Source organism: Mycobacterium sp., from assembly GCF_035633495.1.
Taxonomy (GTDB): Bacteria; Actinomycetota; Actinomycetes; order Mycobacteriales; family Mycobacteriaceae; genus Mycobacterium.
Window position 1 is genome coordinate 1 of record NZ_DASQEU010000076.1, and the last position, 11,922, is coordinate 11,922.

Annotated in this window: 14 protein-coding genes; 5 read left to right on the forward strand and 9 right to left on the reverse strand. The window is 68.3% G+C overall.

From position 1 onward, the window contains the following. A partial coding sequence (locus tag VET27_RS11870) for a helix-turn-helix transcriptional regulator (protein ID WP_526518257.1) occupies window positions 1-566 on the forward strand: 566 nt, incomplete at its 5' end. 47 nt (window positions 567-613) lie between these two features. Then, window positions 614-910: a hypothetical protein gene (locus VET27_RS11875; RefSeq protein WP_526518259.1), complete on the forward strand. Its 297-nt coding sequence runs from the start codon at window positions 614-616 to the stop codon at window positions 908-910. A 149-nt stretch (window positions 911-1,059) separates the two neighbouring features. Here the strand turns inward: VET27_RS11875 and VET27_RS11880 are convergent, their stop codons facing one another. Further along, the gene (locus tag VET27_RS11880) at window positions 1,060-1,746 is read right to left on the reverse strand and encodes a demethylmenaquinone methyltransferase (RefSeq protein ID WP_526518261.1); all 687 of its coding nucleotides are present in this window, start codon (window positions 1,744-1,746) and stop codon (window positions 1,060-1,062) included. A 106-nt stretch (window positions 1,747-1,852) separates the two neighbouring features. Between VET27_RS11880 and VET27_RS11885 the strand changes: the two genes are divergently transcribed. Continuing rightward, window positions 1,853-2,677 carry an SDR family oxidoreductase gene (locus VET27_RS11885; RefSeq protein ID WP_526518263.1) on the forward strand — a complete coding sequence of 275 codons (825 nt, stop codon included), beginning with the start codon at window positions 1,853-1,855 and terminating at the stop codon, window positions 2,675-2,677. Between the two features lies 1 nt (window position 2,678). Here the strand turns inward: VET27_RS11885 and VET27_RS11890 are convergent, their stop codons facing one another. Further along, a complete protein-coding gene (locus tag VET27_RS11890) occupies window positions 2,679-3,806 on the reverse strand; it encodes a glycosyltransferase family 4 protein (protein ID WP_526518265.1) in 1,128 nt (375 codons plus the stop codon). Between the two features lie 98 nt (window positions 3,807-3,904). Between VET27_RS11890 and VET27_RS11895 the strand changes: the two genes are divergently transcribed. Then, window positions 3,905-4,612 (forward strand): DsbA family protein, encoded by a 708-nt coding sequence (locus VET27_RS11895; protein WP_526518267.1) that lies wholly within the window; start codon window positions 3,905-3,907, stop codon window positions 4,610-4,612. Here the strand turns inward: VET27_RS11895 and VET27_RS11900 are convergent. Genes VET27_RS11900 through VET27_RS11930 form a run of 7 tightly spaced genes read right to left on the reverse strand, consistent with a single transcriptional unit; the run spans window position 4,573 to window position 11,584 of the window. Beyond that, window positions 4,573-5,121 (reverse strand): DUF3592 domain-containing protein, encoded by a 549-nt coding sequence (locus VET27_RS11900; protein ID WP_526518269.1) that lies wholly within the window; start codon window positions 5,119-5,121, stop codon window positions 4,573-4,575. The genes VET27_RS11895 and VET27_RS11900 overlap by 40 nt on opposite strands. Further along, window positions 5,118-6,752, reverse strand: a complete 1,635-nt coding sequence (menD, locus tag VET27_RS11905) for a 2-succinyl-5-enolpyruvyl-6-hydroxy-3-cyclohexene-1-carboxylic-acid synthase (protein WP_526518271.1) — start codon at window positions 6,750-6,752, stop codon at window positions 5,118-5,120. Before menD ends, VET27_RS11900 begins: the two co-directional genes overlap by 4 nt. Before the next feature lie 12 nt (window positions 6,753-6,764). Further along, window positions 6,765-7,547, reverse strand: coding sequence for an alpha/beta fold hydrolase (locus tag VET27_RS11910; protein WP_526518273.1), 783 nt, complete (start codon window positions 7,545-7,547; stop codon window positions 6,765-6,767). Between the two features lie 54 nt (window positions 7,548-7,601). Then, entirely contained in the window at window positions 7,602-8,354 is a 753-nt protein-coding gene (locus VET27_RS11915; RefSeq protein ID WP_526518275.1) for a DJ-1/PfpI family protein, read from the reverse strand. A gap of 7 nt (window positions 8,355-8,361) precedes the next feature. Beyond that, entirely contained in the window at window positions 8,362-9,357 is a 996-nt protein-coding gene (locus VET27_RS11920; RefSeq protein ID WP_526518278.1) for a GlxA family transcriptional regulator, read from the reverse strand. 26 nt (window positions 9,358-9,383) lie between these two features. After that, window positions 9,384-10,343, reverse strand: a complete 960-nt coding sequence (locus VET27_RS11925) for an o-succinylbenzoate synthase (protein ID WP_526518280.1) — start codon at window positions 10,341-10,343, stop codon at window positions 9,384-9,386. Further along, entirely contained in the window at window positions 10,340-11,584 is a 1,245-nt protein-coding gene (locus VET27_RS11930; RefSeq protein WP_526518282.1) for a flavin monoamine oxidase family protein, read from the reverse strand. The genes VET27_RS11925 and VET27_RS11930 overlap by 4 nt, the downstream gene beginning before the upstream one ends. Before the next feature lie 172 nt (window positions 11,585-11,756). Between VET27_RS11930 and VET27_RS11935 the strand changes: the two genes are divergently transcribed. Continuing rightward, window positions 11,757-11,922 (forward strand): hypothetical protein (locus VET27_RS11935; protein WP_526518284.1); only part of this gene is annotated, 166 nt, incomplete at its 3' end.

Sequence of the window (11,922 nt, forward strand, 5' to 3'; positions counted from 1 at the left end):
TCGGTGCGGGCCGGATCGACGAGGCGCTGCCCATGATCGCGAAGTTGGAGGCCGACGGCAGTCGGCTGGACCGAGCCTGGCTGCTGGCAACCGGCGCCAGGGGCCGAGCCATGTGGTGGGCCGCGAAGGGCGACCTCGACGAGGCGATGCGTGCCGTCAAGGCGGCCTTGGCAGAACACGACCGTCTGCCGATGCCGTTCGAACGGGCGCGCACGCTCATTCTGCTCGGGCAGCTCCAGCGCCGGCTGCGGTTGAAACACGCGGCGGCAGAGACCTTCGGGCAGGCATTGCGCGAATTCGAACGGATGGGGACCTCGCTATGGGCCGACAGGGCCCGCAACGAACTGGACCGGACGAAGGTGGCCACCCGGCACAAGGCGACGCTGACGACAACCGAGCAGAAGATCGCCGAGCTGGCGACATCGGGTATGACGAACCGCGACATCGCGGCCACCCTCTTCATCAGTCTGAAGACCGTCGAGGCGAACCTGACCCAGATCTACCGGAAACTGGGCATTCGATCGCGCGCACAACTCGCCGTTAAGCTGACGTCGGGTCAAATCTAGGGTTTACCCCGATTACCCGCTTGCAGATCGTCAGTACCGTCGGCCTGGTGAGTTCAGCCGTCTCGGTCGCGACCCGGTACCTGGTGGAGTGGTACCGGCCGAACCTGACGCGGCAACTGATCGACGACATGGTGGCCGATCTCGACGCGTCGACGGCAAGCATGTGCGCCGAGGGCTCTCCGGTGTGGCTGTTGATGATGCTTGCCGTGCCCACCGACGAGGTTCTCTACGGCGTGTTCGCCGCGGATTCGCCCGATCTGGTTCAAATGGCATGTGCGCGGGCCGGTTCGGAGCCCGAGCGGATGAGCCTCGACGTCGACGCGCGGATCACTCAGCAGTTCTAGGTCGCCCCAAACGTTCTGCGAGACAACGTGACACGTTCCGGGCGAGCGTGCGCATTCTCTGGAGATTCTGCGGCGTGTCGCCCGCAGACACGCACGCTCGCGGGAGGGTTGATTGCGGGAGGGTTGATTGCGGGAGGGTTGATTAGGGCTCAGGGCTTGGTGGCGGCGTGCAGGGCGACGATGCCACCGGTCAGGTTGCGCCAGCGCACCGCACCCCACCCTGCATCGGCGATGCGGCGGGCGAACTCGGGTTGGTCGGGCCAAGCGCGGATCGACTCGGCGAGGTAGCCGTAGGCGTCCGGGTTGCTCGACACCGCACGGGCCACCGACGGGAGCGCCTTCATCAGGTACTCCTTGTAGACCGTGCCGAACAGGCCGTTGGTCGGCGTCGAGAACTCGCACACCACCAGCTGGCCGCCGGGCCGGGTCACTCGCGCCAACTCGCGCAGCCCCGCCGCGTGGTCGACGACGTTGCGAATGCCGAAGCTGATCGTCACCGCGTCGAAGGACTCGTCGGCGAACGGCAGCCGCGTCGCGTCACCGGCCACCTTGGGCACGTCGCGCGCTGCCCCAGCGGCCAGCATGCCGACGGAGAAGTCCGCTGCCACGCACCAGGCCCCCGACTGCGCCAGTTCGACGGTGGACACCGCGGTGCCGGCCGCGAGATCGAGGACCGCATCGCCGGGGCCGATCTGCAGCGCGGCGCGCGTCGCCCGGCGCCAGAATCGGTCTTGCCCGAGCGAGAGCACCGTGTTCGTGATGTCGTAGCGACGGGCGACGCCGTCGAACATCGACGCGACTTCACGGGGGTTCTTCTCCAACGTCGCACGGCTCACGGCATCGACGCTACCTGTGAATGTGGCGCTGCCGGGAATGGGTGACCTCCTCCTGCGTTGAATCCCCGCAGGAAGACCGTCGACGCGCAACCGAAGAGGAGAGTTCGTGGCCGAGAAGGTGTGGTTCATCACCGGGACGTCACGAGGCTTCGGCCGCGAGTGGACGATCGCGGCCCTGGAGCGGGGCGACAAGGTGGCGGCGACCGCCCGCGACACCGCGACGCTGGACGACCTCGTCGCGAAGTACGGCGCTGCACTGCTGCCCATCGAGTTGGACGTGACCGACCGCGAGGCGGACTTCGCAGCCGTCACGCGGGCGCACGACCACTTCGGACGGCTCGACATCGTGGTGAACAACGCCGGTTACGGGCAGTTCGGCTTCATCGAGGAGCTCTCCGAGGCCGAGGTACGCGACCAGATCGAGACCAACCTCTTCGGCGCGCTCTGGATCACCCAGGCGGCGCTGCCGTTCCTGCGCGCACAGCGCAGCGGACACATCATCCAGGTGTCGTCGATCGGCGGCATCACCGCCTTTCAGAATGTCGGCATCTATCACGCGTCGAAGTGGGCGCTCGAGGGCTTCTCGCAGGCGCTGGCTCAGGAGGTCGAGTCGTTCGGCATTCACGTCACGCTGGTCGAGCCGGGCGGCTTCTCCACCGACTGGGCGGGTCCGTCGGCCAAACATGCCGCCGAGATCGCCGACTACGCCGAGATTCACGAAGCGGCTCAGAAGGCCCGCGCGCAACGGTCCTCCAAGCCCGGTGACCCGGAGGCGTCTGCCGCCGCCATCCTCAAGGTCGTCGACGCCGAGAAGCCGCCGCTGCGAGTCTTCTTCGGCAGCCTCCCGATTCAGCTGGCCAAGGCGGACTACGAGAATCGCCTCAAGACGTGGGAGGAATGGCAGCCCGTCGCCGAGCTCGCGCAGGGCTGAGTCAGGCGGCGCGGACGCCGCGACGGCCCAGCACGGCGTCGTAGTGGCCCAGCAGTTGCTCGCAGACGACGGGCCACGTGCGGCTCAACACGCTGCGCCTGGCCGCAAGCGAGTAGCGCTGCCGTTCGGCGAGGAGATGGTCGACGGCGCCGGGGAGCTTGGCCTCGAATTCGTCGACGCCCAGCAGCAGCCCGGTGTGCATCGGTGTCACCAGATCGCGCGGGCCTCCGGCGTTGGGGGCGATGACGGGTACTCCCGACGCCATCGCCTCCTGGACGGCCTGGCAGAACGTCTCGTGCTCGCCGGCGTGCACGAAGGCGTCCATGCTGGCGTAGGCGGCGGCCAGCTGGGGGCCGTACAGCGCACCGGTGAAAACCGCTGTCGGCATTAGGGATTCGAGCTTCGCCCTGTCGACGCCGTCACCGACGATCACCAGCTGCAGATCGTCGCGCCGCGCCAGCACCGCGAGTCGCTCCACGTGCTTCTCGGGCGCCAGCCGGCCGACGAAGCCCACGATTGGCTTGCCTGCCGGCGACCACGTGGACCGTAGCGCGTCGTCACGTGCCGACGGGACGAACCCCGTGACGTCGACACCCCGGCCCCAATGATGCACGCGTGGAACGTGATGTGCGACGAGGTTCTCCATCGCCGACGTCGACGGCGCGAGGGTACGGTCGGCCTTGCCGTGCAGGTGACGCGTCCACCCCCAGGCGACGCGAGACATCGCTCCGACGCCGTAACTCTCCGCGAAACCCGCGACGTCCGTTTGGAACACCGCGACCGTCGGCACCCCCAGATGCCGAGCGGCGAGCACTCCGCCGTAGCCGAGTAGCGCCGGTGACGCGAGGTGAACGACATCGGGTCCGAAACCGCGCAGCACGCCGACCATCCGCGGACGGGGCACACCCAGCGGTAGCGAAGTGACCTTGGGGAACATCTTCGACGCCACCCGGTGGACGCGAACGCCGTCGTGGACGCGATCTGCGGGCGGTTCGTCACGCGGAGTGTCCGGCGCGATGACCAGAACCTCGTGTCCCGTGCGACGGAGATGTTCCATCACCCGAAGCACCGAGTTGGTGACACCGTTGACATTCGGGAGGAATGACTCTGCGACGATCGCAACGCGCACACCAGAAGGCTGGCAGCTCCGCCTGTCCCAAAGGTTGCGAACAGGGATACGACACGCGAAGTCTGACGGCTACCTGGCTACGGGTGGAGAATGCGGGGATGCGCAAGAGGCAGGTCACCATCGCCGTGCTGGTTGGCCTCGTCGTCGCATTGGGCGGGTGCACCCGCGGCATCCCCGGTACGGCGATCGGTGATCTCACCCCCCCTCGGGTGGCGGTGACGCAGGACTCGTTCGGCATCCGCGCCGGTCTCGAGGACGCTCCCGTCCAGCTGGAGATCTACACCGAGCCGCAGTGCACCCACTGCGCGGACCTGCAGCGCGACTTCGGGGATCAGTTCGCGTATTACATCGGAACGGGCCAGCTCGCGATCACCTACCGGCCCATGACGTTCCTGGACACCCCCGCCACCGACGGGCATTCGGAGCGGGTCGCCAATGCGCTGTTCGTGGCGGCCACCCCCGTCGGCGTGCCCAAGGTTGCCGCCTACATCACCGGGCGCCAGTTCCAGCGCTTCGTCGAACAGCTGTGGGCCAACCAGCAGCCCGGCAGCCCTGGACCGTCGGACGACGAGATGGCCGACCTCGCGCGCGACGCCGACGTTCCCGGCGTCCAGGTGGACGAGATCGAGAAGGGTGCGGCCGAGAAGAGCGCGGCCGACCTGGCCGACATGGAATCGACCAACTTCGAGTTCCTATACCAGATCGACCCGTTGAACACCGGCACGCCAACGGTTTTCGACCTCAATGCCGGCGAGAAGCTGGACATCTACGACAACGACTGGCTGTCCAAGGTGATGGAGTCCTGACGGTCCTGCCGACGCTGGACGTAGACCAGCAGGCTCAGTATCGCAGCTGCCGCCAACCAGCCCAACACTGCGATCGAGGCCGCGGGGATGATCGTCAACGAGGCGTTGCGGTCCTGCACGCGAACGAGATCGGGATTCGCCCTGTCGTACTCGACGTAAATCCGCATGCCCGTGTCCAATTCGGACGGATAGAGAACGCCGAGTTCCGGCCGGTAGGTGATGCGGTCCGGCGTGACGAACTCGATGGTCGACCGGCGTGGACCCGCATCCAGCACCTCCGCCGCAGCCACCCCCATGTTGCCTTCGATCTGACGATCGTTGCGCCAGGCACCGAGCACCAGCAGCACCGACTGCAGAGTCACCAGACACGCGACGATGACGACGCCGATGCGCACGCGCCGGATGACTCGCTGCGGCCCCGTCTCACCGGGATCGCCGTACAAGTGCGGAATCAAGCTCTGCCGCAACGCCTTCAACCGCCGGAGCGCCTCAATCGCGGCCGCTCTCACATGGCCGCCCTGATCGATGCGTGCAACGCCCGCAGCGACGAGCGGTCGGCCTTCACCTCCAGAACGCGCATGCCGTCGAAGGATTCGCCCAGTGCGTCCCCGAGGGCATCCAGTTCGACCTGATGGCACTCGACGTGGTACGCCCGACACAGGGCGCCGACGTCCACGTCGTGCGGGGTGCCGAAGACGCGCGAGGAGACGTCGGAGAACCTCGGGTCACCCTGTTCGAGCAGTTCGAAGATGCCGCCACCGTTGTCGTTGGACACCACGATGGTGAGGCTCTTGGGGATCGGCTCGGTGGGGCCGATCAGCAGTCCGGAACTGTCGTGAACGAAGGTCAGGTCGCCGATCAACGCGATGGTGCGGCCGCCCGTGGGGTCGTGGGCCAGTGCCGCACCGATCGCCGTCGACACCGTGCCGTCGATGCCTGCCACGCCACGGTTGGAGCGCACCTGGATGCCCCGCGCATCGAGCCCGACCAACGCCGCGTCGCGGACGGGATTGGACGCGCCGAGGACCAGTTGATCGCCCGGCCGCAACCCGTCTGCGACTGCGGCCGCGACGTGCAGGCCAGTCGTCAGCGGGTGAGCCTGCAACTGCGCGCGCACCGTCTCGACGGCGTGGGCATTCGCGTCGGCGCAGCGCTTCAGCCAGCCCGCGTCGGGCGTCCCGGTGGTCGCCGCCCGCGTGCCGGTGGCCTGCGAGTTGCCGGATACGTCCGGCCAGCGCGGGCCCGTGGTGAGCGCGAAGACGGGCAGCGCCGGGTCGGCCAACAGCGTCGACACCGGACGGTGCAGGGTCGGACGGCCCAGCATGATGACCTGCTTCGGCCTCACCGAGGGCAGCGCCCACGGGTGCAGGGGGTTCGCAGCAGGCGGGGCGGTCGGTTCCGCGACGGTGGGCAGGGCCGCGAGGTTGGGATGGACGCCCGCACCATGCCCGGCGATGACGACGGTGTCCGGGGTCAGGTCGATGTCCAACGGCTCGTCGAACGTCACCGGCGGGGTGTAGGTCCACGGGCGTCCGTCCGGCCTGCCGGCGGGTGCATAGTCACCCGACTCGTCCGCATCGGGCACCAGCGGCTCGCGAAGCGGGATGTCGAATTGCACGGGTCCTGCATTGGCACTACGAGAACCCTTGGCCGCCACCAGAACTCGACACGTTGCCGAACGCCACTGCGCATTGAGCGCGGCCATCTTCTCGGTCGCACCCTCGGCCAGTCCAAGGCTGATGGTGGCGCGGACCTGGTTGCCGAAGTAGCCCAATTGTTCCATCGTCTGGTTGGCACCGGTGCCCAGCAGGTCATAGGGCCGGTTGGCGCTGAGCACCACCAGCGGCACGCGCGCGTAGTTGGCCTCCACCACGGCGGGCCCGAGGTTGGCCACGGCCGTGCCCGAGGTCATGGCGACGCACACGGGCGAGCCGGCTGCCAGGGCGAGTCCGATCGCGAGGAATCCGGCGGTGCGTTCGTCGATGCGCACGTGCAACCGGAGGCGCCCCGCGCGGTCCGCATCGTGCAGCGCGAACGCGAGTGGAGCGTTGCGCGAACCCGGACAGAGAACCACGTCGCGAACGCCGCCGCGGATCAGTTCATCGACGACGATGCGCGCTTGAGTCGTCGACGGGTTCACCTGTACAGCCTGTCATACACCCGCGCCGAAGAATTCGAGCACGGCGGCGTTGACGGCGTCCGGGCGCTCGATGAATCCCAGGTGCCCGGTGTCGGGTATCTGCAGGTAGCGGCCGTTCGGCAGGGCATCCGCGACCTCACGGCCCAGGTGCGGCGGCAGCACGACGTCGTCGGCGAAGCCGATGACCAGCACGGGCGCCGAAATGTTCCGGTAAACAGGCAACCGGTTGCCCTCGGGCCTGATTCTCAGCTGGCTGCGCAGCCCCGGCGTCGGCTTCGTCGGCCACATCGTGAACATCTCGATCCAGTCGCGCACGGCGTTCTCGTCGTTGAGCGTCTTGGGCGAGAAGCTCTCCAGCAGCCGCATCTTCGCGTCGTACTTGGCGGGCAGCTCGATGCCCGTCTGGAGGAACTCGAACTCCGCGGAGTTGAAGAACTCGCGAGTGCGGTCTTCGCGGCCGCGGGTGGCCATCAGCACCGCCGCGGACACCAGATCGGGCCTGGCAAGCATCAGCTCCTGCGCGATGAACGATCCCATCGACACCGAGACGATGCGAACCGGGCCGGCGTCCAGCTTCTCGATGAGCTTTGCCGTGTCGAAAACGACCTGCTCGGTGGTGAAACCCTGCGCGTTCTCCGTGCCGCCGACACCTCGGTTGTCGAACGTGATCACGCGATAGCCCGCCCGTTGGAAGGCGGGAACCTGATGCAGGTGCCACGTCCGGCCCGCTCCCCCGCGGCCGGCGATGAACAGGACGGGCTCCCCCGAGCCACGGTCGTCGTACGCCAGATTCACCCGGTCGACCCTACTTGGAGCGATTTGGGCGCGCGAACGGTCGCCTGGCGAACGTTAGCGCGCCGAAACCGCGGGTTCGTGACGCTTCTTGCCGCGGCCGCGGCCGCGGGCGGTGCGGATCGCCTGCTCCCACAGCAGCAGCGTGGTGGCCTTCATCTGGGCGGGCTTCATCAGATCCTTCGACATCATCGCAACGGCGGTGGCCTTGGTGGCGGCAGACGCCTTCGAGACGTGGCCGGAATCGAATTGGGGCTGCGGGTCGTACTCGATCGCCAGTTGGATGGCCTTGGCCTTGGCCTCGCCGGCGATCTGACCGGCCAGCCACATCCCGAGGTCGATCCCCGCAGAGACGCCCGCACCCGTCACGATCTTTCCCGCCACGACGATCCGCTCGTCGCTCACCGGCGTCACGCCGAACGCCCTCAACGTCGGCACCGCCATCCAGTGCGACGTGGCGCGTTTGCCCTCGAGCAGTCCGGCGGCGGCCAAGATGACCGACCCCGAACACACCGACGCCGTCCACGTCGTGCTGCCATCGACCTTGCGCACCCACTCGAGCAGCTTCTCGTCGCGAGCATGCTCGAACGTCGTCATGCCGCCCGGTACGAGAAGGAGGTCAGGCGAGGGGGTTTCGTCGAACGCGTGGGTGGCCCCGACGATGAGCGCACCGGAGTCCGCAGTGATCGGCCCCGATTCGTGCCAGACGAAGCGCACCTCGGCATCGGGTAGGTTCCGCAACACCTCGTACGGACCGATGAAGTCCAGAGCGGTGAAGCCGGGGTATAGGACGATGGCGATCTGCATCATTTCTCCTCTAGGCGAAGGTCTTGCGGTACTGGTCAGGCGAGATGCCCATCCGTCGAACGAAGTTGCGCCGCATCGTTTCGGCGGTACCGAAGCCGCACCGGCCGGCGATCACGGCGACGGTGTCGTCGGTCTCCTCGAGTTGGCGTCTGGCCGCCTCGGTACGCACCCGCTCGACGTATGTCCCCGGCGCCTCGCCGACCTCGTCGGTGAACACGCGGGTGAAGTGACGTGGGCTCATGGCCGCGCGGCGGGCGAGATCGGACACGCTGTGCGGGCCACGGGGCTCGCACTCGATGGCCTCCTGCACCGAACGGATCGGTGCCCGTCTGGCCCGCGGCATCCACACCGGCGCAGCGAACTGCGTCTGACCGCCAGGCCTGCGCAGGTAGAGCACCAGATAGCGGGCCACGGTCTGCGCGACGTCCGTGCCGTAGTCGTCCTCGACGAGCGACAGCGCAAGGTCGATACCCGCCGTGACACCGGCCGCCGTCCACACCGTCGGGGAACTTCGCACGAAGATCGGTTCGGGATCGACGGTGACGGAGGGGAATTCATGGGACAGCTGGTTCGCGAACGCCCAGTGTGTGGTGGCCCGGCAGCCGTCGAGGAGGCCGGCTTGGGCGGCCAGGAACGCACCGGTGCAGACGCTGACGACGCGCCGGGCACTCCCGGAGACCGCCTGGATCCACCCGATGAGGTCCTGGTCGCGGCGGGCCGCATCGGTGCCGAATCCGCCCGGCAGGACGACGGTGTCCACGGCCTGTCGAGGATCGGGTAGCGGCTTGGCGACGATCTCCAGACCCGTACCGGTGCTGACGGACTGTCCGTCGGCGGCGCCGATCGTCACCTCGTATCCGTCGTCGTGGCGGCCCTGGCCCGAGAGATATAGCGTCGCGCCGGTGAAGACTTCGAACGGGCCCACCAGGTCGAGGGCCTGCACACCCTGGAACCCGACGAGCACCACCGACCGCTTCACCTCCTCAGTGTCGACGACGGCAGCCATGGCGTCTATGCCATGGACCCCTCGGATTAGGACAGCAACGGGTAACAGGCTCTGACCCGTTCGATCCACCAGTCCCGACGGCCCGGCGCCGCGGCGAGCGTCGACAGTCGCGCCGGGTCGGGCACCACGGGCCCGACGCGCAGCCGTCCGTCCATCAGCGCGATAGCGTCGGCGACGTCCTCGACGAAGAGCCCACCCGTGCCGAGTCCGCAGGCGTGCCGCAGGTCGGGCAGGCACGCCGCGGCTAGGAGGCCCCTCGACATGCCGACGGCGGAATCGAGGGCGCTGGACACGACGATCGGGATGTCGATCTGGCGGGCGATGTCCAGCAGTCGCGCGACGCCGCCGAGTGGAGCCACCTTCACGACGGCGACATCGGCCGCTCGGGATCGCACGACGTGTAATGGGTCGTCGGCCTTGCGGATGCTCTCGTCGGCCGCCACGGGAACGTCGACGAGGCGGCGCAACTCGGCCAACTCGGGCACGGTCGCGCAGGGCTGCTCCAGGTACTCCAGCGGGCCGTCCGCCGTCAGCGCCGTGCAAGCGGCCGCCGCCTCGGCGACGGTCCAGCCACCGTTGGCGTCGACACGGACCACGGACACCCGCTCGCGTACCGCGTTGACGCGGGCGACGTCGTCGGCGAGGGACTGACCCCGCTCGGCCACCTTGACCTTGGCGGTGCCCGCGCCGGGGAATCGGGCCAGCACCTCGGGTACCCGCGACGCCGGAACGGCGGGGACGGTGGCGTTGATCGGAATCCACTCCCGCAGCGGCGTGGGCGATTCGACGTAGGCAGCCTCAATACCCGACGCCAGCCAGTGGACCGCCTCGTCGGGCCCGTACTCGAGAAAGGCGCCGAACTCACCCCAGCCCGCGGGGCCGTCGATCAAGGCAACCTCACGAACATCGATGCCGCGGAAACGAACTCGCATCGGCAAGGCGACCACGTGGAGGCGCTGCACCAGATCGTCCAGGGCAGGCGTCATGCGTCCATGATGGCCTGCGCGGTGCGACGTCCGCTCACCAGCGCACCCTGGATCGACGCGGTGTCGCGGTGGTCGCCACACACCCACATGCCGTCGGCGGTGCGGACGGGGCGGCGCACGGACAGTGGCGGCGGTTGTTCCGGCAGCGCGTGGGGCACCAGATGTCGAGTGACCAGCCTCCACCGCTTCTCGTCTGCGCCGAGAATGCTGGCGGCATGCGCGCGCGTGACGGCTTCGTCCGGCGCCCGCCCGTCCTTCGCCATCAGCGCCGAAGCCACGATGAGGTGCTGGCCCGCGGGCGCATACGTCGGTGCGGCGGCACTGATCACAGCCGTGTTGAGCACCGGGCCGGGCGGATCCGACCGACCGTCGACCCACAACATGGGTGGCCCGGACGGCGCCTCGTCGGCCGCCCACCAGTCGGTCACGACGCCGTGCATCGGCGGGACCGCGACCCCCGCCAGTCGCGCGGCGTTCACCGGGTCCGTGGCGACGACGACGTGTTGCGCGCGGATGCCGTGCGTTCCATCGGATGCCCGCCAGCCCGCTCCCTCCCGGGCCAGCTCGATGACGTTGCGCTGCAACGCGATTGCCTCGTCAAGGCCGGCGCTGAGCTGACGCGGCAGCGCCTGCATGCCCTCGGCGGGAAGGGCAGGCACGCCAAGCGCGAACATGCGGATCAGCAGCAGCGCAAACGCGTTGGAGGTGACGCCATCGTCCTCGAGGAGCACGCCGGCGAGGAATCTGTCCAGGACGCGGCGGAGCTCGCCGGAGACTCCCGCACGGTCCAGCGCCGTCCGCAGCGAGGTGTCGACGCGGCCCGGCGCCTTGAGCGCCCGGGGTCGCACCGCGGCGGCGGCCCAGCGGCCCACCGCGACGATGTCCCTGGGACCGAGCCCACCGCCCGTCAGCATCGCGGGCACCTTCGTCGGCGCACGCAGGGGATGCACCCACACGGCAGAGTCGACTTCGCGCCGGACCGCGACACCGGCAGCGAAGGGTTGCAGACGCAACGCCGACACGTCGGTGGCGTGCTTCAACTCGGGGTATGCGGGATTCAGTACCTGAAACCCACGGTCGCAGCGGAAACCGTCGATCACGTCGGTGCGGATGCGTCCGCCGATGTCGTCGGAGGCCTCCCACACGCGGACGTCGCGGCCGGCGCTGCTCAACAATCCGGCACACCGCAGTCCCGCCAGCCCGGCTCCGATGATCAGGACTTCCGTATCGTCAAACGTCATTGCGCCCCATGGCTTTCAACCGCCCCACTTTTCCTCATCGGATACCCGCGCGCCCCGTAATAGTTCTGACCAACCGATGACCATTGCGCTCCCGGCAGGAGAGGCGGCGTGACGAGAGCATGCTAGAGAAGTCTGGGCGGTTTCTGAAGGAGCACTTCTCATCGTTACCAAAATGAGCGGCATCGCCGCACGAGGCGATGCGATCGATTCGCGGTATCACCCGTCTGCGGCGGTGCGGCGTCAGCTGAACAAGGTGTTCCCGACGCACTGGTCGTTCCTGCTCGGGGAGATCGCGCTGTACAGCTTCATCGTGCTGCTGCTCACCGGGGTGTACCTGA